Genomic DNA, 23241 nt, shown 5'->3' with positions numbered 1-23241 from the left:
CTCGTGCGCGGCGGTCATCGGACAACCTGGTACGGTTGCAGTCCCTGGGACATTCCAGTTGGAAAACATGGTCTGATTCCCGTCAACGATCTGATACGAGGTGCCGCAAAATATCACCCGGCATTCCTTTCTGGTTTCCAGGGCGCGCATCTTGGCCCTGTTGAGATCACTGGAAATCCTGGAGACGGCGCCCCGGAATTCATATCCCGGTTTCCAACTCAAATAACTGGGGATGGCAATAGCGCCTAGAATGCCGACGATGGCCACGACGATCATGAGCTCAATCAGGGTGAACCCTTGTTGAGTATGACATATCCGATGGTGCGTTTTTTTCATAAGGAACCCTCCGCCAAATCTTTTACAAAATCCACGCCAAAAACTAGCTGCTTGTCGAAAAAGAAGCAACTCTATTATCTACAAGAAAATAGCGCATAGGGACAAAGCGACAGCCAGAGCAAAAAATCACATCCCAACAAAAGTTTGTAAAAAAAATTAACAAAAAATGCAAATTACAAAAAATATTTGCCAATCGATGTCTCAACAGACGTCACCAATTCCATACTCCTTAATCTTACTGAGCAAGGAGGGATAGCTGATCTCCAACAACTCTGACGCCTTGGATTTATTGCCGCCGGTGGCTTCCAAGGCGCGCCTGATCAGGGAGCTTTCGACAATCTTCTGCGCCTGCTTGATCGAAAAACCGCCAAAAAAATCGTCCAGCCGGCGACCACCCTGCCGCGTACCAAACATTGAGGGCAAATTCTCCGGCAGGATCACTCTTTTTTCCGCCAGAACCACCGCTCGCTCGATGACATTCTCCAACTCGCGGACATTTCCCGGCCATGAGTGGTTGAGCAAGAGCGACATGGTGGCCGGCGCAATGCCTGTCACGGGAGAATCGAGCCGACGAACATACCGTTTGAGGAAGAACTCGCTTAACAAGGATATGTCACCCGTTCGTTCACGAAGAGGCGGTAAACTGACATGAACCACATTGAGCCGGTAAAACAGATCCTGGCGAAAAAGACCCATGCTGATTTCTTGGGGCAAATCGCGGGCCGTGGCGGTAATAATACGGACATTGATTTTATGCGGTTTGGCCGCCCCAATCGGCTGAATTTCGTTTTCCTGCAGCACCCGCAGCAGCTTCACCTGCAGCGGCAAAGGCAACTCGCCGATTTCATCGAGGAACAGGGTGCCGCCGTCCGCCTCGAGAAACAGCCCTTGTTTATCTTTATCCGCGCCGGTAAAGGCACCTTTCTTGTAGCCGAACAATTCGCTTTCAATCAGATTTTCCGGAAGACCGCCGCAGTTGACCGCCACAAATCTCCCCTTATCCCGCCCGCTCAGCTGATGGATACCTTGGGCAACCAACTCTTTCCCGGTACCGCTTTCTCCGGTGATCAACACGGTGGTCGAATGCGGCGCCACCTTGGCCGCAAGGGCAAAGACCTCCTGCATTGATTTGCTTCTCGCCACCATTTTACCGAAAGTAAAATCTCCTTCCATGGAGGCAAGCTGATGACGAAGTTTGCAATTATCCCGCCGCAAGCCTTCCCGCTCCTCAGCTTTGCGCAGGGTCAGTTCGATTTCGTCGGCCTTGAAGGGTTTGGAGATATAGTCGTAAGCCCCCAACCGTAAGGCGGCCATCGCCGTGTCCAGAGAACCAAAAGCAGACATCATGATAATGGTGACGGTCATGCCCTCAGAGGCTGCCTGCCGGAGAAACTCCATGCCATCCATCTCCGGCATTCTGATATCGCACAACACAACATCAAAGGCCTCTTTTTTTAACAAATCGAGGCCGGAACGACCGTTGTCCGCCGATTGCACGGCATACCCCAGACGGCCCAAAACCGACGACAGCATGTGCCGCATGTTTTCCTCGTCGTCGATGATCAGAACACGGAGTTTACTTTGCATTTCACGGTATCAGTTTGAAATTTTGTCCGATTGTAGCGTGGGCAGGACTATCGTCACTACCGCACCTCTGCTGTCTCTGTTCATCAGACTTATCCTGCCGCCCATGGCCTTGATGAGAGCATAAGAAACCGACAAACCCAGTCCGGTCCCCTTGCCCGGCTCCTTGGTGGTGAAAAACGGATCAAAGGCGTTGGTTAGTTCCTCTTGGCCAAACCCGACCCCGGTGTCTGAAAATGTCACCTGAATGATGCGGCCTGTCTCGTCTTTAAGGGAATCGGTTGCAATTTCGATGACGCTGTCCCTGCTTGTTTCCCCCGCATGGATAGCATCGGCGGCATTGATGAGGCAATTGAGAAAGACTTGCAGTAATTGGGCGGCATTACCAAAAACGAGAGATTCTTCTGATGCCAACCGGGTGCGTAGATCAATACCATCCATAAGAGGCTGAGGCCGGAGGAGAGCGACCACCTCATGTAATACTTGATGGGCATCGACATTCTCTTTGAGGCCACTGCCAGGCCGGGAAAGATCAAGGAGTTGCCGGACCAGTTGACTGATCCGCTGCAGTTCCTGCTCCGCCCGGCCGCAGAATTCTTGTTTTTCCTGTTCACTCACGTCCTGTTGCTGGATCAGGCCAAGATAGCCCTGAACAATGCCGACCGGATTGCCGATTTCATGGGCCAAACCGGCGGCCAGCCTGCCGACCGAAGACAGCTTTTCGGTACGCACCATCTCCTCACGGGTGGCAATCAATTGCTGATTGGCTTTTTCAAGAGAAGCGACATGCTGTTGCAACTTCTCCCGGTCCGTCTTAATGCGCCCCAGCATCTGCTGCATTGATCCGGCCAGTTGCGCCAGCTCATCGCCGCCCTGCAATGCAAGAAAAGGCACACCGCTTTCATCGGTGTAGGAATCGGTGAGCCGGATCAGATGTTCCACTGGCTGAAATATTCGCTGGCGGAACCGAAAAAAACCTATAATTAATAAAACGATCAGATTGACCCCAAGGTACCCGGCGACATACCGCTGCGTGGCCCGGATCTTGTTATAATGGGGTTCAAGTGAATAGCGCAGGGCTACCACGCCGGTCGACCGATCGGGTCCGGTCAGCCGCATGGCAATGTCGAGATACTTCTTTCCAGGGACACAAGCCACCCAGGTTAGACCGCTCAAAGTGCGGACTCCATTTCCCGAATTGTGGGCAGTGGACATTGCCTGCTTCAAACTTTCACGATCCGGCAGATCATTGCCTCTGCAGGTTGTTTCACCGGTAACGGGTTTCGAACAACCGGCAACCGCACCGGTATTTCGGAGGCTTTCCGCTACGAGGTCAGCAAAAAAACTGGCCTGCGCGGGGAGTTCCAAGTGGCGAAAGGTCATCTTTTCCGCCAGCAAGGCCAACTCCAACTCTTTTTCGCGAGCCAGCGACAAGGCAGATTCGCGTAACCAAAATGAGGTGATGACAAAAAAGGTCAACACCGTCGCCGCGGCAAGCAGTATGAACAGCGTCACGGAGACACGGATTTTCAAACCCTTGGGCACGATAGATTCAGACCTCCTGACACCGGTTATTTGTCGCGCCTACCACAAGTGAAAATCCACTACGGGCAAAGACCTGTGCTTCAGCCGCCGCCCATAACCGACTGGTTTGCTTATCGAAGAGAGGGACTGGCAATTCAAGTTTTTCGCGTACCGCAACTTCTGCCTGAGTATGCATATTTACAGCGTAGCCATGGACACTGTATTGTTCAAGTTAAATGTGGACAGTTCTTATCTCACCGTTTAGACCTTGAAAAATCGAACAACGGGGCAGAAAATTGGAACAGGCTCAAGCGCTGAGAAAGAAAAAACGACTTCGTTCCAACAGCCAGCAAGTCAGGATGAAAAGGCTGAGTCATCCACCTAGAAGCGGAGTTTTTGACCTTGTTTGAGACGAATAAAGGGGTTACACATCTACAACATGCGTGTAACCCAACACAGTTATGGAAAGGAGCAAACACATGATCATCAATTTTTCCCCGTGGCTGATCTGGTTTTTAACCGGCATCGCCATCATGCTCGCCGAACTGGCCGTTCCCGGCTTTGTGATCATCTTTTTCGGGTTGGGCTGTTTGGGTGCCGCGGTTGTGGCTGCCATCGCTCCGGATGCTTATACCGCCCAGCTTATCGCCTTCTTAATCGTCTCTTTGACCTCGCTTGTTACTCTTCGTAAAATAGCCATGCGCATCTTTGTCGGCCGAAGCGAGGTTTCAGAAAACAATGAGACTGGCAACGTGTCCGTCGGCACACGGATCAAAATAGATCAAGATATCGAACCTGGGCAGGAAGCACGGGTGCGATACCGTGGCACCATGTGGACCGCCATTTCGGAGGAGCGTATCCCCGCTGGGTCCGAAGCCGAAATCGTTGGAGTCGACAAAGCCAACAGGTCTTGCCTTAAACTCAGAATTGCCCATCATCTTTAAATAATAAATTTGCCGCCATTTTTTTCATCTTACTTATTTAAGGCCGTGCTTCTTTCGGACAGCCGTCATGTTTCATTACTTTCCAGATCTTGAACAATCATAGGAGAATTCGTCATTATGACCCCAACACTCATTGCTCTTATCGCCGTCGCGATCCTGGTCATCATCACGCTTGTAAAAGGTGCGGTCATCGTCCCTCAAAAGAGCGCCTTTATCATCGAGCGTCTCGGCAAGTTTGACCGCACACTCGAAGCAGGTTTCCACATTCTTATCCCTTTTGTTGATCGGGCCGCGTACGTCTTCAGTCTCAAAGAACAGGTCGTTGATATCCCCGCACAAATCTGTATCACCAAAGACAATGTGAGCGTGGAGGTGGACGGCATTATTTATTTGGAAATCCAGGACGCGCACAAGGCTGCCTACGGCATTGACGATTACCTCCGCGCTGCCACGCAACTCGCCCAGACGACCCTGCGCTCTGCCATCGGCAAAATCGATCTTGATAAAACCTTTGAGGAGCGGGACAAAATCAACACCGAGGTGATCGATGCCATCGACCAAGCGGCAATGTCATGGGGAGTCAAGGTGCTTCGCTATGAGATCAAGGATATCACGCCCCCAGTATCGGTGAAACAGGCCATGGAGGCCCAAATGACCGCTGAACGTCAGAAACGGGCTGATATTGCCACGTCCGAAGGGTTGCGGCAGAGCATGATCAACCAGTCCGAAGGCGAGAAGCAGAAGCAAATCAATGAGGCTTCCGGTAAGGCGGCGCAGGTCATGCTGATCGCCGAGGCGGATGCAAAACGGATTGAGTACATCGCCACAGCCACGGCCGAGGGTATCAATAAAGTTGCCGCGACCATCAAGGAAGAAGGCGGTATTGAGGCGCTCAACATGCGATTGGCCGAACAGTACATCACCCAATTCGGCAACTTGGCCAAGACAAACAATACGATCATTATGCCCAGCAATGTAGCGGACGTCGCTGGCATTATCGCCACAGCGATGTCCACGGTAAAGGAAGTCAAGGTGAGCTAAAACTGCAAGTGGATGCTGCTTCGATATTCGGCAGTTTGATAATAAAGGTTGTTCCCCGGCCAGCCACTGATTCAAAACGGATTGCACCTTGGTGCTTATCCACTACCACGATGCGGGCGATGGCCAGTCCCTGGCCGGTCCCTTTACCAACCTTCTTGGTGGTAAAGAACGGGTCGAATATGCGATGCCCAATAGCTTCCGGCATACCACCGCCGCTGTCACTGATCCCGATCTTATCTTGTTATTACTGTCGGGCATACGGCAGGCGGTGCGTGGGTTTCATGGCAGGTTAATAAGGAATGTTCAGCAGGCGAGCGGAAGTAGCAGGCAAAGATCTTCCATGCTCAGGACCTCGGTTGGCACGAAGGGGGTGCGGAGAAAAAAGATGAATTTGCTTGGAGGGAAGAGTACATTCCCTATACAATAATTGGATAAAGAGGAGGCTTAGTTTTTCTGTTTAAATTCAAAAGAGTACCATTCGATGGCCGAAAAACTGCAATCCAAGGTGACGGCTGATCTGAAAAAAAATAGGCTTTGTATCACCATCGCCTCGACCGCAACTCAAACTGAACTGAAAAAAGTGTATACTGATATCCGGTTTTGCGTCGCGGATCTGAAACCTGGATTCGACGTGATTACCGATCTTTCACGCTGCACCATCGGCCACTTGAGCGGCCTCGCCATCTTTAAGAGGATCATGGATTATCTGGTTGTGAATAAGGTGGGCAGAGTCGTTCGGATTGTGGGTGGCACGAACATCGTGTTCAAGCAGCTTCTTGCCATAGCAACAAAATTTCAAAGCTATAAACCGATGTATGCGGCCACTCTCCAAGAGGCCGAGAAGGCACTTCTTGTTCCAGTTGAACCGGAAGATCTCTGTTTCCAGATCAATCGACGCGATGTCGAATACTCGATAGCCTCGGAGAACGAGAAAGGACAGCTCGTTGATATTTCGACAAACGGGTGTACCGTGCAGGGAGCAACGACAGCGTTGGCCATTGATCAGGAATTGTCCATGACCATATCTCTATATCGTGAACAGCATGAGGTGTCATCCCTTGCCATGAAAGCTAAGGTCGTCTCGCTATCAGAGGACCGGTTCGCTGTTGAGTTCCCAGAGTTAGAACAAGATCGGAAAGAAGAATTGTATCAATGTCTTGTCAGCGAAGTCCGGCGTGATATGGCTCAGGAACCCATCTCGTCCCCACGGATTCCGAACGACTGACCTCTATATATGCAACCTCTACCACTGCATGGGCTACTTGCCGCCTCTCCTCTCATGCACAGATTTGTGTGAGGAGCCTTTCTTTTTCACTCCCGCTTTTATCTCGATTGATTCCTGCCTTACCGTTCCCTCCAATGCACTTGTCGCAGAGTGACAGTTCCTTTGCATGCTCAGAGTGGAGCGCGATAATCAGATAACTCAGTGTTATCAATGCTGAGAGCTGCCGGCAAACGTCTTGGCGCTACTACCGGGGTTGTGCTCGCTCCGGTGAGGCGTTGACCGAATTGAGGAGTGAAAACAAGGCGGAAAAGTTGCTTGCATTCAACAAATTGCATGCGATAATCAAGAATATGAACAACTCAATCCGCTGATGTCCCTTTTCTCACCATCAAAAAGATAGACTACAGAACCAGTCAAGGCTTACCGATTGCCCATGCTGTCACACCCTTAGACATGACGGTCGAGAATTTTTTGAGCCATTCCGAGAGCGAGACTTTCATTATCTCCCTGCCAAGAGAAATGCTGTGACCACCAATGCACTTCTATTGCACCGTCTTCTTGTGACATTGTGCGCATTCCTACTTTTTACTCCCACGCTTCAGGCAACGGTCAATGACCCTGCAACCATCCATATCGGCATTCTCGCCATAGACGGAAAGGAGCAGTGTTTTGATAGGTGGCGCGCCACCGGTGAGTATCTGCAAAAAGCCCTCCCCCAGTTTGGCGTCAGTGTGGTGTGCCTTGAGCATAATGAGATCGAAAAAGCAGTTTTCGAGGGGCGAGTTGACTTCACCGTCACCAATCCCGCTGTCTATGTCAATCTCGAATATATTTTCGGCGCATCTCGCATCGCCACCCTCAAGGATCTTGGCGATCCAACCTCTGTCAGCCAATATGGGGGCGTGATTTTCTCAAAGTCCGGCCGGAATGACATTAAAACAGTAGCTGACCTCAAAGGGAAACGCGTTGCTGCGTCTGATCAGGCCTCCTTTGGCGGCTGGCAAATAGCCTGGCTTCTTTTAAAGCAATCGGGAATTGATCCCTTTAAGGATTTTGCAGCGCTGGAATTTTTAGGTCAGCGCCAAAGTGTTGTTACCGCAGTTTTGCAGGGAAAATTTGATGCCGGAGTGGTCCGTACGGGCACACTTGAGGAAATGGTAGACGACGGGAGGATTGCAGCTGCTGCCTATTCGATCATTGGCCAGAAAGAGACGGAAGACACCTTCCCCTATGCCCGCACGACCGAACTGTATCCCCACTGGGCTTTAGCAAAAGTGTATCATGTGAATAATGACCTGGCGGCGCGAGTTATGTTTGCCTTTCTGCAGATCGACCCGTCGAGCCCGGCGGCGCGCGCGGCACGAATACAAGGCTGGACTATTCCCCTTGATTATTATCCGGTGCATCAATGTCTGCAGGAGTTGAAAACCGGGCCGTACCGGCATCTCCTCCATACTCCACCGGTGACCATAGGGCAGTTGTACCACCAGTACCGGTATTGGGTCTATGGCGGCACGGGTCTGTTCGTGCTCATCCTGGGGGCAATGATGCATGTCTTTCTGCTGAACAGAAGGTTGTCGGCAATCACCCTCAAGCTAAGACATGAGCACCAGGAGCGAGAGAAAACACTGGCCGATCTCAACGAGTTCAAGATCACGCTGGACCAGGTGCAAGATTCCGTTTTTATGTATGATCCAGATACATTGTTGTTTTTCTATGTCAACCAAGGCGGTCTGGATCAGATCGGGTATACGTTGGCAGAAATGAAACAGCTCACGCCTCTGGCAATCAAGCCGGATTTGACGGAGCCGCAATTCAAGGAGATGCTTTCTCCCTTGCACGCTTCCAACAAGGATACACTCACCTTTACAACACGACACAGACGCAAAGATGGATCGTTTTTGCCTGTGGAGGTGTTTCTGCAGCATATCACCCCGGAAGGCAAGAAAAGCAGGTTCGTGGCCATTGTCCGTGACATCACCCGGAGAATGGAGGAGCGAAAGGAGCGGGAGCAATTACTGACCCGGCTTAACAGCGAGCAGAAAATGGCTTCCATTGGGCAGTTGGCGGCAGGTATTGCCCATGAGATCAACACACCCGCGCAATACCTTGGCAGCAATATCGATTTCCTAGACGAAGCCTTTACCGGAATTGATGCGCTCATAAAAAAATACGATCAACTCCTGAGCTTGCCAGAAGTGTCTGCATCGCCGGAATTACTGGCAAACACGATCAATGAGCTGAAAAATCAAACCGACTGGGACTATTTTGCAGAAGAAATACCGCGTGCCATTGAACAAACCAAGGAAGGCATCTCCAAGATCAGTTCGATTGTCCTCGCCATGAAGGAATTTAGCCATCCCGGATGCAAGGAAAAACAGGCGACAGACCTCAATAAACTCATTGACACCACCATAACGGTCGCCAGCAATGAGTGGAAATATGTGGCTGATATCTACCGGAAGCTCGACCGTACCCTACCGCTCTTTTCGTGTTTACCCAATGAGATGGGGCAAGTTATGCTCAATCTTCTTGTCAACGCTGTCCATGCAATCAAAGATAAAACCGGCGCAGGCCTGGATGGAGTGAAAGGAAAAATAACCATTGAGTCACGACGAGTTGATGATTCCATTGAGATCACCCTGACTGATACCGGCGGCGGCATTCCTGAAGCCATTGGCACCAAAATCTTTGATCCCTTTTTCACCACCAAGGAGGTCGGGCGAGGAACGGGACAAGGCCTAACCATTTGCCATGATATTATCGTGAACAAGCACGGTGGAACGATCGAGTTTGTCTCGACCGAGGGCGAGGGAACCACCTTTATCATTCGGCTGCCTCTGAGCGAAAGCCCCAATGCATAGAAACCTTAAAGGAGTGAGACATTTGAAAACAACGGCTCTGTTTGTCGATGATGAACCCAATATCCTTTCCGGTCTCAAGAGAATGCTCCGGGTCATGCGGCAAGAAATGGACTTCCATTTCGCCGAGAACGGCCAAGAGGCCTTAGATATACTCGCCAGTCAGCATATCGACGTGATCATCTCCGACATGCGGATGCCGCGTATGGATGGGGCGTCGCTTCTGACCGCCGTGCAGGAGAAATATCCGCACGTTATTCGTATCATGCTTACCGGACACGCCGATGAAGAAGCAATTCTCAGGACTGTGGGCGTTGTCCATCAGTTTCTGGCAAAACCGGTCGATCCTGATTCCCTCAAGGCTGTCTTGTCAAGAGCGTGTGCGCTGCAGGATTTAATGAAAAATGATCAATTGAAAAGTCTGGTCTCCAGCCTGGGGAAACTTCCCAGCCTCCCCTCTGTGTACGCTGAGTTACAAAAAAAACTCATGAACCCCGAGTGTGCAATCGGGGATGTCGCGGCAATCCTTGAGAAGGATATGGCGATGAGCGCCAAGGTCCTGCAGCTGGTGAATTCCGCTTTCTTCGGTTTGTACAAAAACGTGGATAGCATCCTTCATGCCGTCAATTTGCTGGGGCTGGACACGGTCAAGGCGCTCGTTCTTGGGGTGGGTGTTTTTTCGGAATTCAAAACCACACCATCCGCGGTCTTTTCAGTAGGCGCCTTATGGGACCATAGCGTGACGACCGCAGCCTTTGCTAAAAAAATCGCCTCAATGGAAACCGATAACAAGCAACTCGTCGATACAGTGTTCATTGCCGGTATGATGCATGACGTGGGCAAATTGCTCTTATTCTCATCACTGCAGGACGACTATTTACGTGCTGTTGCCATGGCGCTTGAGCAAGGCCTTTCCCTCTGTCAAGCCGAGCAGGTGGTCTTCAATGCCAATCATGGCAATGTGGGGAGCTACTTGATGGGGTTATGGGGTTTACCCGGCGGAGTGGTGGAATCCATCGCTTTTCATCATCATCTTGACGCCTATCCTGAGCCATCTTTTTCGCCGGCGGTTGCCATTCACGCGGCAGATGTGATCTACTATCAACTCAATCCGAAGAGCAGTGTCGGCGCACCACCTGTCCTCAATCAGGTGTATCTCGAACAAGCCGGTTTATGGGAAAAGTTTGGGCAATGGCTTGACATCTGCCGTGAAATGCGATCATGAGGTCTCGAATATGACGACGGAAAAGATCCTTTTTGTCGATGACGAACCCAATATCCTTCAATCGATACAACGACAACTGCGCAATCGTTTTACCCTGCAGACAGCCGGCAGTGGCGACGAAGCCTTACGGATACTCAAGGAGGAGGGGCCGTTTAGCGTCATCGTTTCCGACATGCGGATGCCCGGCATGAATGGTGTTGAGTTGTTAAGCAAAGTCAAGGATAGTTATCCGGAAACGGTTCGCTTGATGCTCACCGGCAACGCTGACCAGGAAACCGCCATGGAGGCCGTCAATGACGGGCAGATTTTTCGTTTTCTCACCAAACCCTGCCCGCAGGCGACGTTTATCACGTCACTTGCTCTTGCCTTGAGGCAACATCGCCTCATCATCGCCGAAAAGGAGTTGCTCCAAAAGACACTGATGGGCAGCGTCACGGTTCTCTCGGAATTACTGGCCGTGGCCAATCCCTTGGCGTTCAGTGCGGGGTTGCGATGCAAGGATTATGTCGTTAATATCGCGAAAGTGTTGAACCTTCCTAATCTGTGGCAATACGAAATTGCCGCGATGATGTCACAGATAGGATGTGTCACCCTTCCCGGCGATATATTGAATAAAATTTATAACGGCCTGGAGTTAACCGCCGAAGAAAAAGAGATGTATGAAAATCATCCGGTGATAGGGGCTTCCCTGTTGGAAAAAATACCCCGCCTGGAGAATGTGACCAAAATGATTCGCCTGCAACTCAAGCCATTTGATGAATACACTGATGAAATAGCCAGTTCTGAATTTGAGGAAATCCTTGTTGGCGGTCAAGTTCTGAAAGCGGCACTCGATTTTGACAGGCTCATGTTTCGTGGAATGGGGAGGCAAGCGGCGATCGAATTGATGCGAGATCAGAAAAAAGTGTATAATAATGAGATGTTGGAGGCGATTTCTGGTCTTAAAATAGAGAGGCGGGAACAACAGGAACTCAGCTTGCTGGTTAATCAGATCAGCCTTGGCATGGTCGCCACCAAAGATGTGATGGCAAAAAATGGAGTGCTGATCATTCCCAAAGGTCAAACCATAACCTTACCCCTACTGCAAGGATTGAAAAATTTTTCCCAACAAGTCGGTGTGGTGGAGCCGATTGGGGTGATGGTCGGGCAGGCCGAGGAAATTCCTAATGCAGCTTGAAGCCAAGGTGGAACAGCTTGAATCCTTACTGCGGTCCTGTGGTCGCGTGGCCCTCGCCTTCTCCGGCGGTGTTGACAGCTCGCTCTTGTTGAAGTGTGCTCTCGAAACTTTGGGCATAGGTAATGTGCTGGTGCTTTTTGCCCGATCCGAGTTGCTGGCACAGGAAGACATTTGGCTGGCGAAAAACTGGCTGGTGGTAAATGGATATCCGCAGGGGGTAGAAATAGAGTTTGTCCAGCTGCACCCCCTTGATTGGAAAGAATTTGTCATGAATGGAGAAGACCGCTGTTATCTCTGTAAACATTTGATTTATTCCACATTCCGTAAACGCATGGAAACCAGAGGATTTTCTTGCCTGATTGATGGCACGAACACCGATGATCTCAAAGGCCACCGACCTGGTCTCCGTGCCATTCGTGAATTAGGCGTAACGATGCCGTTGGTGGAAGCAGGGTTTGATAAAATCGATGTCCGCAGTCTCAGTCGACAGCTTGGTCTTACCACTTGGGATCGCCCGTCTGCTTCTTGTTTAGCAACGCGAATCCCTGTCGGGATGGAAATTACCAGTCAGCGACTGCGGCGAATTGAAATTTTTGAAAAAGGATTAAGGCGGCTTGGCCTACCTGGTTGCCGGGTTCGTTTGAGCAGCTCTCATCAAGATGTTGTGTGTCTTGAAATCTCGACAAAGAATTTCGATATTGTCGCCAACTCGGATACAAGGTTGGAAATACTACAATTTTTCAATGATCGTGGTGTAAAAAAGGTGCTATTGAATCTTGAGGGCAGAGTGTAGGCGGCCTAGTCGCAATAAGCGACAAAGTGCTTGTGCAACTGGGCTTTCTAGTGAATGAGCATTTTTTTTTCCTTTGACAAAGATTTCTTTTTTTATTTTAGTTTCGACGTTGTTAACAAATGCCGCGTCGGGCGTGAACGCTTGGCTGTTGGGCACTGCTAAAAACTCTGGGAGGGAAGAATGAACAAAAAAGAACTGGTTGAATCCATGGCGGAGGCGGCAGACATCAGCAAGGCCGCGGCTGAAAAGGCGTTGAACGGCATGCTTATGGCTGTATCTGATGCAATGGCCAAAGGAGACAAGGTAACCCTGATAGGTTTCGGAACATTTTCTACTGTCAAGCGCACTGCACGCAAGGCGAAAAATCCGCGTACCGGCGCTCTGATCGAAATCCCCGCCAAGACGATCGCCAAGTTCAAACCGGGCAGCAAGTTGTCGGACGCTGTCAACTAAAACGACCTTTCGTCACCGGTGAGAGGACAGCTGGCCAATGGCCAGCTGTTTTTGTTTGTAGACATGCCCCATCGAAAGCAAGCCTGAAAATCGATCGCGGACACAGGCTCGACTTGCACGGCTAGTCCGGCAGCGTTTTGTGAAGTGTATGGAAAAGGGGTAGACACAAAAGCAAAACCGTGCTAAATGGTAGCCGCATTTCTTGGTACTCGATGTTTTTAAATTCGTTATACGGTTCGGGAAGTGGCTCAGCCTGGTAGAGCACAGCGTTCGGGACGCTGGGGTCGGAGGTTCAAATCCTCTCTTCCCGACCAATACACATAAAATACCCTATAAATTCAATTGGATATTTTGCCATAAATGAAGCGCGAGATTAGATGTATCACACACCGTTGATACATCTATTCTCGCGCTTCTCCCGTTTTTATCACTCAAAATCGATTCGGCACGTTCTCCTTCACTTCAGGTGCCAGATATCCCAACGCCTCAAAACTCAGCACTCATCCAACAGTTGTAGCCGAGTTGTTCAGCCCCTCGCCGCCCAGCCAGTCCAGACCGATCCCGGTCCCACCAAAACAGGGCTGTCCCCTGAAGGGGGCGAAAAAAGCAAAAGGTGAAAGTATCCGGACTGTTGCAATCTGGGCAGTTTGCAGTGCAAGAAGATGGAAAAGCTGTTTTTCGTTCTCGTCAACCGGGCGGGAAACAGGCCTTCGGCTACCACACCTCCTGGATGCACACCAACTTTTCTCTTTTTTTCAATATGTTACTCTTCTTGCCCAGGCAGAGCGACCGCCATTGCCTCTGCCATCTTCCTGTTGCCCTGCTGCCGCCCCTCGGGTAGAGTACCGCCATTACCCAACTTTTTTGACGGAACAACCATGGCCCCCTTACTGACCATCGACAACTTTTCCCTCACCTTTTTTGACGCCGAGGGCAACCGGTCCCCGGTCCTGGACACCATCAACCTGCGAATCGAGGAAGGCGAAACTCATGCCCTGGTCGGCGAATCGGGTTCCGGCAAATCGGTCACCGCCCTCTCCATTCTCCGCCTGCTGGAGGAAACCAACCAGGTGGTGAGCAGCGGTGCCATCGTTTTCGAGGATCGGGAGCTGACCGGCCTCAATAAACAGGATATCCGGGCCATTCGCGGCAACCGCATCGCCATGATCTTCCAGGAGCCGATGACCTCGCTCAACCCGGTCTACACCATCGGCAACCAGTTAATGGAACCGCTGCTGCTCCACCAATCCCTAAATAAGGCCCAGGCCCACGAGCGGGCCCTGCAACTGTTGGAACGCACCGGTATAGACAACCCGGAGTACCGCATCAACTGCTATCCACACCAGTTGTCCGGCGGCCAGCGCCAGCGGGTGATCATCGCCATGGCCCTGGCCTGCAGGCCGAAACTCCTGATCGCCGACGAGCCGACCACAGCGCTTGATGTCACCATCCAGGACCAGATCCTCCATCTCATCCGTGATATTCAAGCCGAATACGGCATGTCGGTGCTGCTCATCACCCACGACCTGCCCATGGTACGCAAAATCGCCGGCACGGTTTCGATCATGCATGGTGGCCGGATCGTTGAACAAGGGACAGTGACCGATATCTTCACCCACCCTCGGGAAGACTACACCCGCCACCTGCTCGCCTCCGTGCCCCAGGGTGTCCAGACGACCCGCCCCGGTGGACCGAAGTTGATCGAGCTCAAGGAAATATCCTGTGCCTTTACCATGCAATCCAAGTGGAGCGGTTTTTTCAAGCGCACCAAATCCGTAATCAAAGCAGTCGACGGGGTCAGCCTCAGCCTCAACCAGGGCACCACGCTGGGCTTGGTGGGCGAATCCGGTTCGGGCAAGTCGACCCTGGCCCTCTGCCTGCTCGGCCTGACCCGCTGCGACGGCAAGGTGTTTTATTTCCCCGACGCCGGCACCAGCCACTGCCTCTCTGATCTGTCCAACAGCCAGTTCCGCTCCTTGCGCAAGGAACTGCAGGTCGTCTTCCAGGACCCCTTTTCCTCGCTCTCGCCACGGATGACCATCGAACAGATCATCACCGAGGGTTTGCAGGTGCACGGCCTCGGCGGCACCAAGGAAGAACGTCAAACCTTGGTGGAACAGGCCCTGTGTGACGTCGAACTTGATCCAGCCCTGGCCGGCCGTTTTCCCCACGAATTTTCCGGCGGCCAGCGCCAGCGCATTGCCATTGCCCGGGCTGTCATCCTGCGTCCTAAACTGCTGATCCTCGACGAACCCACCAGTGCTCTGGATATGACCATCCAGAAGCAGATCCTTGAATTGTTGAAGGATCTGCAGGATCGCTACAAGTTGACCTACATTTTTATTACCCACGACCTGCGGACCGTGCGCTCGCTGGCCGATCAGTTGGCGGTCATGCGCCATGGCCGCATCGTCGAAAGCGGACCGGCGGCCGCCATCTTCGCCGATCCGCAGCAGGAATACACCCAGCGGTTGTTTGATGCCGCTTTTCACGTCACCGAACGCATGGAGAAACCCACATGATCTATCGCGCCGTCTTTCACGTCGATCTGGACGAGGTCAAACCCTTCAGCCTCGCCTTGGCCAATGTCGGCAACCTGCTCCGCGCCATCCCGGAGAAGCATTCCGACCTGGTGCTCCTGTTCAACGGCCCGGCCGTCACCCTGTTGCAAACCGAGCAGTGTGCGCCGTATCGCGAGGAGATCTGGCAGCTGCAGCAGGCCAGAGTGAGCTTCAAGGTCTGCCGCAATGCTCTCAACCGCTTCAGTGTTGACCCGGACAATCTGATCGAAGGCTGCGAAATCGTCCCGGCCGGGGTGGTGACGCTGATCGAACTGCAGCAGGATGGCTACGCCTACATCAAACCTTGAAGACGTTTTTTATTGTGACCTTTTTGCAGTGAGTTAAATAGCTGTACCTCCTTGTTCTCGCCTTAGTTGATGTACTTTTGATCACTGCTGTCTCATAAATGATCAATAAAAAGAGGCTCAGAGAGCTCTTTGGGGTATAATGATTTTGCGAAAAAGATCATACAAACCAATGAGATCCGAGCCATGGCCCATAGCGATACCGCGCTGAAGCAACTGATTGCACTTGTACCGAGATATGAATTCGATGCTCTTGCCAAAGTACATCATGCAGGACAGAAGTTCCGCTCTTACAACCGGTGGAGTCAGTTCCTGGCTCTGCTGATCGGGCAGATGTCCGGCAGAAGAAGTCTCCGGGACATCACCGATAACCTGAAGGCGCAAGGTCAACGTCTCTATCACCTCGGCATGAAAAAAACGGTTCCTCCGCAGAATCTGTGGGTAGCCTTGGGAATCGGCAGATCACCAAGTCCATGATATAAAGCTATTTTTAGCCCGTCGTATGTGCGAAATCCATAGGATCGTTTCGTGACCACCTTGGCCTTGTTATTAAAACCCTCCACGCAGCCCAAGGCAATCGCATTTTTTTTTGCACGAAACCAGTTGAGCAGGAGGGAACGGTGAGCTCTCAACATTTTGGCGACCTTCTTCATCGGTTTGATTTTGGATCGCATGGTTCTTGTGCACCAGGCATCAAGGAACTTGCCAGCCCAAGCCGGAGAACTGTAGCCCCAGAACCGCTGAAAATCCTCTTTGAGCAAGTAGGCGCGGACGGTTCTGAGGTTGCATGCGAGCAGATCCTTGAGCCGGTCTATTTGTTTCCCAGTCAGGTTTTCGGGTCGTTTTAATAGACACCAACGGCTTTTTGTCAGGTGAGGTTCTTTCCCGTTTTTCTTCAGTTCCTTGGTCTCATTGGCCCTGACCTCGTCGATTGCCTTGCTCATGTGACTCATGATATGAAACCGGTCGAGGATATTGACGGCACCCGCTGCCTTTTCTGCAATAACGGCCAGATAGGGTTTCCACATGTCACTACAAATAAACCGCAATTGCCGAGACCTTGCCGTGCCGAGCCAGTCGAAAAATTCCCTGAAAGTTTTGGATGTACGGTCGGGGCCAATCCAAAGCAGGCGTCTTTTCCCCTGGTCAAGCTGATACACCAGGGTGACAAACTTGTCTTTGCGTTTGCGCCAACAGATCTCGTCGATGCCAATGGCTGTGACCCCATTGATTTGACGATGTGCGAGGCCCCAGTTGACCGCCATTTCCACCGACCTGAAGACAGTGTCCCAACTGGTTTTAAAGACTTCGGCCACTTCCTTCCAGCTCAATCGCTTGCACCAAGTGGCCAGAAACCAGGCGTAAGAGATTGTAAGATGGCTTTTTCCCACAGCCCACGGCAACTTTTCGACTTTGACGCCACAGGTTGGACACTGCACCCGCCGTGGAGCGTAGAGAAAAAAAACCGGTATGGCCCATAATGGGACAAAAGCAAAAGTCCTGACACGTAAGGTGTCGTACCCTGGTCGCCTCTCACCGCACTTGGAGCAGATTGGCTTGCTGCCGGCTTGGGGCCGCAACGTTATCACCAATGCCGGTGGCCCGGAGTCGCGCCAACTACAGGTGAAGAGGTGCCGATTATTGAGACAGGTGTATAAGCAATGAACCAACCTATTTTGCAAGGAGAAGTTCAATGTCAAACCCACCTCATCGTCCACGTCACAGCGCAGAATTTAAGGCCACAGTAGCCCTGGCCGCACTGTCGGAGTCCAAGACTCTGGCTGAACTGGCTACTGAGTACCGGGTTCACCCGACCCAGATCACCCGCTGGAAGCAGGATCTGACCAAGAACGCTTCTGAGCTTTTTGGCAAGGGCAAGAAGAAAGAAGTCAACCATGAGGCCGAAGTGGCCGAGCTCCACCGTCAGATCGGCAAGCTCAAGGTTGAGAACGATTTTTTAGCCAATCTGCCCGGTCTGAACTTGGCCGGGCGCAGAAACAACAGGTGATCGCTATGGGACATCCTGAAGTTTCTGTTCAGCGTTGCTGCCAGCTTTTCGGACTGCCTCGTTCCAACTATTACCGCGGCCTTGGCTTCGGTCTACGTGTTGGTGATTTGGAACTGATGGCCCGGATAGACAAACTCTATATTGAGCACCCCTGGATGGGGAGCCGTTCCTTTGCTGATCACCTCACAACTCCCGAACTCGTGGTGGGAAGAGGTCGTGTCCGTCGCTTAATGCGGGTCATGGGCATCGAGTCTTTAGCTCCCAAGCCGGGCACCAGCAGGCGACAGCCGAAGCATCCGGTCTATCCCTATCTGCTCCGGGGAGTGACCATTGACAGGCCCGATCAGGTGTGGGCGACTGACATCACCTACATCCCTATGGCTCGGGGTTTCATGTACCTGATCGCGATCATGGATTGGGCCACCAGAAAGGTTCTCGCCTGGCGACTATCCAACACTCTGGACACCAGATTTTGCGTTGAGGCTTTGAAAGAGGCTCTCTTTAAATATGGCGCTCCTGAGATATTCAATACTGATCAGGGGTGCCAATTCACCAGCGAAGCGTTCACCTCAGTCCTCAAGGCCTGGAACGTCAAAATCAGCATGGACGGCAAAGGACGATTCAAGGACAATATCTTTATCGAGCGACTTTGGCGCACCCTGAAATACGAAAGGATCTACCTGAAGTCATACGAAACGGGAACTGAGCTTGTCAAGGATCTGACTTCCTGGTTCGGCTGGTATAATGAGAAAAGAAAACATTCGTCACTTGACAAGCAGACTCCAAATGAGGCTTATTCAAAACGAATCGAACAATTGAGCAAGGCAGCCTGAGGCCTGTAACTGTATAATAAAAGCAACATTGCTTATTTCACACCTCAGGATGTCTCACAAACCCCGACCACCTCACAGGCGCCCCACACCTTCACCTCCGGCGGGGCTCAGGTTCTGGGGCTTATTTTCAAAGAGCTACCCACAAATTCTGCGGACGAGGCAAAAAAACTTCCAAAGAAAATCACCGAATCCGCCTTTTGTTGCCTTCTTGTAACGCAACAGCCATTGCATAAGGTCATTGTTGACGCTTATCCAGTCACTTTTCCATTCAGCAAGACGGTTTTTACGACTTCTCAAACGGATTCGATCATTGGAAAAATCAACATCGTTCCAGGTAAGACGCCACATCTCGTTGGCCCTTGCACCAGTCTGCAAGAAGCAATACAGCATCAGCTTATCTTGATCGTCAGAAACCGAATTATAAACCTTCAAAAAATCATCAAGCGGAGGAACATATCGGTCAAATCTTTCAGATGGAAATCTTTCAATCGAGAGAAAAACATTACGATCCGGCATATCCAAATATTTAACACCCCATTTCCAAGCAGTACGAAAATGAGCCAAATCCTTGTTGGCAGAATTTCCCGATCCGGTTTTCGCCTGGTGCTGTAACGCTTTTTGAGCATCAAAGAGTGTCAAATGCCCACATTCGATATCTTTAGAAATCAATTCAAAAAACTTTTTGAACGCATATACTGTTCCGCCTCAGTTGGAAATGGACATTCAAGCTGTTTGCATTAAGGGGTTATGGGGAGCCGTATTATCTCCCCTTGGGGTGATTGGCCCGTAGGCACGAAGTCGTTTTTTCTTTCTCAGTTCCCGGGCTTTTTCCAGTTTTTTGTCTCGCTCTTTGAATATTTCCTGTTCTCTGCCGTTCAATTTGTCCATCGGCGCGATATATCCGATGGCGCTGTGCAACCTGACGTTGTTGTAGTGATGGATAAACCCTTCAACCATTCTTCGGGCATCGTCAAGGGAAAGCGGGACACCGGGACGAATACATTCCCCCTTGATGGTTGCGTGGAACCGTTCCAATTTGCCGTTGGACTGCGGATAATATGGCGATGTCCGCACATGCGTCATTCCCGAGATACGGATGAATTCTTTGAAATCCTTGGCAATAAATTGTGGCCCGTTATCTGAAATGATCCTTGGCCGGGCTTCGGGAAAGTGCTCCTTGGCGCGTTGCAGGATGATCTCCACATCCATTTCCGTCATCTGTTCCCTGATCTCCCAGTGGACAATGAAACGACTGCATCCATCGAGAATGCTGCACAAATAATAAAATGTGCCGCAGATGTTGATATAAGAAATGTCCACATGCCAATGGTCATGGGGCCTGAGCGGTTGCACAAAGCCGGTGCCCTTGAGGCTTTTCTTCCGGTTCCATTTCTGCAGCAACCCTGCCTGGCCTAGAACTCGCCAGGTGCTGCTGGGGCTGACGGCAACGATGTCCTGATCCAGTAGCATAAACGTCAACCGCCGATACCCCTCAAGGGAATTGTTGACAGCAAAATTGACGATCGCTGCCCGTTCCCAAGGTTCAAGCCAGAAATCCCGGGGGATCAGCCCATTATGTTCGTTGGCCTTGCCGTACCGCTTGATCCATGCATAAAACTTGCTCCTGGAAACGGCCAGCCAAGCGATGATCTCTTGCAGGGCCACTTCAGCTTTCTTGCTCCAATGCTTGCTGAAATCAACAACGGTATCACGTGTATCATGAGGAACCCAGCTACCATTCAGAGCTCCCCAAGTTCTTTTTTTAACTGGATATGCTCCTCCAGTAACTCGGAAAGAACCTCGTGTTTCCGACGTAATTTATCTTCAAGCTGATGGATTCGTTGTTCTTGTACCTTCTTGGAGTCTTTGTTTTCTAGGGCAAAAGCAGCAGCTCCCTTTTCGAAAAACTGCTTTTGCCAACCGTAGAATGTATTCGGCTGCAGTTGGTATTCATCGCAGAGATCCGATACCGTTTCCCGGCCAACCAGGTGGCGCTTGAGGATGATTACCTTCTCTTCAGGGCTGTAGTTGTGACGTTTCTTTCGCATGGACTTTCCTCCGTTCATAATGGTTTATCATGAACAGCTCAAAAGTCCTATTCCCGTTGAACCAAGACAATACTCTTGAATTGTATATCCGTTGAGAGTGTTTTTCTTTTACAAAATCCAGGTATTTGACAGCCCACTCACCCAAAAATACCGTGGGTGTCATCAATTTTAATACTGGTTCCTCACATGAAACGGTGCATGAGCGGTATGGCCGGTAAGTTGCCCATACAGTGGTAGAGGTTGCAGATAAAGAGGTCAGCTGTTCTGAACCCATAGGCCTTGTGGCTGACGACTTTGGCTTTATTGTTGAGCCCTTCGACAGTGCCGTTGCTGATGGGCATGTGGAACCAGGTCAGGATGTTTTCTTCATGGCGTCGGACCATCCAGGCAAACTCGCGTAAGGGTTCCAGGCGAGAATGCGTTGCCCACCAAAACCACTGCTTCAAGTGCTTCCTGGCCCAGGTTTTTGTCTTATAGGACCATAAATCTCGAAAGCGCTCTTTGAGGAGATAGGCCCTGTTGATCTTCAGATTCATATGCTCAAGGCTGCTGAGTCTGATCCTTTGCTTCGGCGTAAGGTTCCAAGGATTCTTAAGCCAGATATACCGGCTGTCCTTCATGAGCTCCTTGTGTTCCTTTCCTTTTTCTCGGATCTCATCTCGCCGGACTTGATCAACCGCTTCCATCAGGTGGCGAACGATATGAAATTTATCAAAAACAAGAGTTGCCTGCGGAGCACATTCCTTGATCACCTCGACATAGGGCTTCCACATATCGCAACAGATGCCCTGGAGTTTGTTTGTCCGCTCTGGCCCGAGGTAGTTGAAAAAGCTGCGCAAGGTATCTTTGGTTCTTTCAACCCCGCTCCAGATCAAGGTTTTTGAGCGGAGATCGTACACATTGGTGAGGTAGACATGACCTTTTTTCCGCGAAATCTCATCAATACCAATATGCGTAATGCCGCTGAGATCGCGATGCTCCATGCCATATTTCACTACGCTTTTGACTGCTGTGGCAACCGTACCCCAGGCACAACTGAACAGTTTGGCGACAGAGTACCAGGGCAGCATCTCGGCCCACTTGGCCAGGTAGCAACTGTAGGCAAGAGTAAAGCGTTGCTTGCCCGTCACCCAGGGAAGTTTCTCCGTGCGGACGCCTCCACATCGAGAACAAGACACCCGACGAGGTACATATTTGACCCAGACAGGTATATTCCACAGAGGCACGTGGCGAAAGAATCGCACCTCTCGCCGATCCCGGTAGACGGCAGGATGTCCGCATGACCCGCATCGCACCCTGTGGCGGGCATCAGGACGAATTTCAGCGATTATTCCATCGGAGTCTTTGGTGACCGTATGTACTCGAAAACCTTGCAAATCAACCGTCTGTTTGATTATCTGTTCAACAAGCATGAGTTCCTCTGTAGATAGATTATTGGCTGGCCGGCCTTTATCTACCTAAAAGAACTCATGCTTTTAAATTTGTTAAGCTGTTTTACGCACCGTTTCGTGCGGGGAACCTTAATACTGGCACCTTCCCTGTGTCCTCCACCTCCCACAGAAGAGCCTCTTTCTTGGTTTCGAAACACTTTCTCTCCTTTCTTTTCCCGATGAACCGCTGTCCCATCTATGGGGACTTGTCCTTGTTTCTGTTCGGTTTTTTGTACGCCATATTTCAACACCTCATTTCGTGGAAATCTCCAAGAACGTGGCCCCAGGCGTACCCCTCCAATCCGTTCAAAACGGATAACGGCGAAGAACACGCTTATCAACTCGGAAATATTCACAGACCTCTTGCAAAGTCATCATTTTAGGAATCGCCGTATATTTTTCAGTCAATTACAAAATTGATATTGACACAATGACCTCATAACTTTATCCTGTGGTACCATAGTGCGCTTCCAAGACAAGGAGCGTTTTCCGGCCAGATTGCAAACCGCACTGGTTCCCGTAGTCTCCCACCCAAAAGAGAGCGGGCTTCTAATAATTTCAATTATCAGGAGCTTACTCATGTCTTCAAAAATCCAAAAACTTCGTTCTGATGCATATCTTAAACAAAATGGCCGTTGTTATTATTGCGGTGCATTAATGTGGCAAAATGAGCCAGAGAGGTTTGCTGCAACGCATTCAATCTCGCTCAATAATGCTAAAAAGTCAGTGACCACCGGCAAAGCCGGTGGCTTGAAAGATTGTGAACCGCTCAAAGCGGTATATTCAACAGATTCTCTGACCACCATTCGGTGGTCGACTATCTGAATAGTTGTAGTTGCTCGACACGATGGTCTTCTTGTTCTTGCTCGCGGATATAAGCCCGCACAACCTCT

General features: G+C 50.8%; 20 protein-coding genes, 1 tRNA gene and 2 pseudogenes. 14 read left to right on the top strand and 9 right to left on the bottom strand.

Features of this window, described 5'->3' with window-relative positions; genetic code table 11:
- Nucleotides 1-222: 222 nt before the first annotated feature.
- The 3 genes and pseudogenes from ACHZCX_RS00115 to ACHZCX_RS00105 all read right to left on the bottom strand — a co-directional run.
- A pseudogene (locus ACHZCX_RS00115) lies at nt 223-336 on the bottom strand (type IV pilin protein); the annotation flags it as partial.
- Nucleotides 337-537: 201 nt separating this feature from the next.
- Nucleotides 538-1923, bottom strand: coding sequence for a sigma-54 dependent transcriptional regulator (locus tag ACHZCX_RS00110; RefSeq protein WP_319585223.1), 1386 nt, complete (start codon nt 1921-1923; stop codon nt 538-540).
- A gap of 9 nt (nt 1924-1932) precedes the next feature.
- The gene (locus ACHZCX_RS00105; protein WP_319585222.1) at nt 1933-3465 is read right to left on the bottom strand and encodes an ATP-binding protein; all 1533 of its coding nucleotides are present in this window, start codon (nt 3463-3465) and stop codon (nt 1933-1935) included.
- A gap of 458 nt (nt 3466-3923) precedes the next feature.
- Between ACHZCX_RS00105 and ACHZCX_RS00100 the strand changes: the two genes are divergently transcribed.
- Together ACHZCX_RS00100 and ACHZCX_RS00095 are read left to right on the top strand one after the other, a co-directional pair.
- On the top strand, nt 3924-4388 hold the full coding sequence (locus ACHZCX_RS00100; RefSeq protein WP_319585221.1) for an NfeD family protein: 465 nt from the start codon (nt 3924-3926) through the stop codon (nt 4386-4388).
- A gap of 117 nt (nt 4389-4505) precedes the next feature.
- Nucleotides 4506-5429: a stomatin-like protein gene (locus ACHZCX_RS00095; RefSeq protein WP_319585220.1), complete on the top strand. Its 924-nt coding sequence runs from the start codon at nt 4506-4508 to the stop codon at nt 5427-5429.
- On the opposite strand, the gene ACHZCX_RS00090 is transcribed toward ACHZCX_RS00095, so the two are convergent.
- Nucleotides 5416-5655, bottom strand: coding sequence for an ATP-binding protein (locus tag ACHZCX_RS00090; protein ID WP_319586048.1), 240 nt, complete (start codon nt 5653-5655; stop codon nt 5416-5418). The genes ACHZCX_RS00095 and ACHZCX_RS00090 overlap by 14 nt on opposite strands.
- Nucleotides 5656-5910: 255 nt before the next feature.
- Here ACHZCX_RS00090 and ACHZCX_RS00085 point away from each other — a divergent pair, with 255 nt between their 5' ends.
- From ACHZCX_RS00085 to ACHZCX_RS00040, 10 genes and pseudogenes are all read left to right on the top strand, one after another.
- Nucleotides 5911-6654: a PilZ domain-containing protein gene (locus ACHZCX_RS00085; protein WP_319585219.1), complete on the top strand. Its 744-nt coding sequence runs from the start codon at nt 5911-5913 to the stop codon at nt 6652-6654.
- 524 nt (nt 6655-7178) lie between these two features.
- A complete protein-coding gene (locus ACHZCX_RS00080; protein WP_319585218.1) occupies nt 7179-9518 on the top strand; it encodes a PhnD/SsuA/transferrin family substrate-binding protein in 2340 nt (779 codons plus the stop codon).
- The gene (locus ACHZCX_RS00075; RefSeq protein WP_319585217.1) at nt 9511-10740 is read left to right on the top strand and encodes a response regulator; all 1230 of its coding nucleotides are present in this window, start codon (nt 9511-9513) and stop codon (nt 10738-10740) included. The genes ACHZCX_RS00080 and ACHZCX_RS00075 overlap by 8 nt, the downstream gene beginning before the upstream one ends.
- A 10-nt stretch (nt 10741-10750) precedes the next feature.
- Entirely contained in the window at nt 10751-11917 is a 1167-nt protein-coding gene (locus ACHZCX_RS00070; RefSeq protein WP_319585216.1) for an HD domain-containing phosphohydrolase, read from the top strand.
- On the top strand, nt 11907-12710 hold the full coding sequence (gene larE, locus ACHZCX_RS00065) for an ATP-dependent sacrificial sulfur transferase LarE (RefSeq protein WP_319585215.1): 804 nt from the start codon (nt 11907-11909) through the stop codon (nt 12708-12710). Before ACHZCX_RS00070 ends, larE begins: the two co-directional genes overlap by 11 nt.
- A gap of 180 nt (nt 12711-12890) precedes the next feature.
- Entirely contained in the window at nt 12891-13163 is a 273-nt protein-coding gene (locus ACHZCX_RS00060) for an HU family DNA-binding protein (RefSeq protein WP_319585214.1), read from the top strand.
- Nucleotides 13164-13400: 237 nt separating this feature from the next.
- A tRNA-Pro gene (locus tag ACHZCX_RS00055) sits at nt 13401-13477 on the top strand.
- Between the two features lie 564 nt (nt 13478-14041).
- Nucleotides 14042-15685, top strand: a complete 1644-nt coding sequence (locus ACHZCX_RS00050; protein ID WP_319585213.1) for a dipeptide ABC transporter ATP-binding protein — start codon at nt 14042-14044, stop codon at nt 15683-15685.
- Nucleotides 15682-16032, top strand: coding sequence for a DsrE family protein (locus ACHZCX_RS00045; protein ID WP_319585212.1), 351 nt, complete (start codon nt 15682-15684; stop codon nt 16030-16032). Before ACHZCX_RS00050 ends, ACHZCX_RS00045 begins: the two co-directional genes overlap by 4 nt.
- Before the next feature lie 183 nt (nt 16033-16215).
- A pseudogene (locus ACHZCX_RS00040) lies at nt 16216-16443 on the top strand (DUF4372 domain-containing protein); the annotation flags it as partial.
- Here ACHZCX_RS00040 and ACHZCX_RS00035 read toward each other — a convergent pair.
- A complete protein-coding gene (locus ACHZCX_RS00035) occupies nt 16428-17618 on the bottom strand; it encodes an ISL3 family transposase (protein ID WP_319586047.1) in 1191 nt (396 codons plus the stop codon). The pseudogene ACHZCX_RS00040 and the gene ACHZCX_RS00035 sit on opposite strands and share 16 nt — an antisense overlap.
- Nucleotides 17619-17722: 104 nt before the next feature.
- Between ACHZCX_RS00035 and ACHZCX_RS00030 the strand changes: the two genes are divergently transcribed.
- A protein-coding gene (locus ACHZCX_RS00030) for an IS3 family transposase (protein ID WP_319585211.1) occupies nt 17723-18870 on the top strand; the annotation gives its coding sequence in 2 pieces (ribosomal slippage) (nt 17723-17981 and nt 17981-18870; 1149 coding nt in all).
- Between the two features lie 135 nt (nt 18871-19005).
- Here ACHZCX_RS00030 and ACHZCX_RS00025 read toward each other — a convergent pair.
- From ACHZCX_RS00025 to ACHZCX_RS00010, 4 genes are all read right to left on the bottom strand, one after another.
- Nucleotides 19006-19539 carry a site-specific integrase gene (locus ACHZCX_RS00025; RefSeq protein ID WP_319585210.1) on the bottom strand — a complete coding sequence of 178 codons (534 nt, stop codon included), beginning with the start codon at nt 19537-19539 and terminating at the stop codon, nt 19006-19008.
- Between the two features lie 54 nt (nt 19540-19593).
- Nucleotides 19594-20535: an IS3 family transposase gene (locus ACHZCX_RS00020; RefSeq protein WP_319585209.1), complete on the bottom strand. Its 942-nt coding sequence runs from the start codon at nt 20533-20535 to the stop codon at nt 19594-19596.
- Between the two features lie 74 nt (nt 20536-20609).
- Nucleotides 20610-20936 carry a transposase gene (locus ACHZCX_RS00015; RefSeq protein WP_319585208.1) on the bottom strand — a complete coding sequence of 109 codons (327 nt, stop codon included), beginning with the start codon at nt 20934-20936 and terminating at the stop codon, nt 20610-20612.
- A gap of 164 nt (nt 20937-21100) precedes the next feature.
- Complete coding sequence (locus ACHZCX_RS00010) at nt 21101-22330, bottom strand: ISL3 family transposase (protein ID WP_319585207.1); 1230 nt, start codon at nt 22328-22330, stop codon at nt 21101-21103.
- A 597-nt stretch (nt 22331-22927) separates the two neighbouring features.
- Between ACHZCX_RS00010 and ACHZCX_RS00005 the strand changes: the two genes are divergently transcribed.
- Nucleotides 22928-23173 (top strand): hypothetical protein, encoded by a 246-nt coding sequence (locus tag ACHZCX_RS00005; protein WP_319585206.1) that lies wholly within the window; start codon nt 22928-22930, stop codon nt 23171-23173.
- Nucleotides 23174-23241: the final 68 nt, after the last annotated feature.

The sequence above is a fragment of the uncultured Desulfobulbus sp. genome, assembly GCF_963662935.2.
In the GTDB taxonomy this organism is placed as follows: Bacteria; Desulfobacterota; Desulfobulbia; order Desulfobulbales; family Desulfobulbaceae; genus Desulfobulbus.
This window is presented reverse-complemented; position numbering and strand designations above follow the sequence as displayed.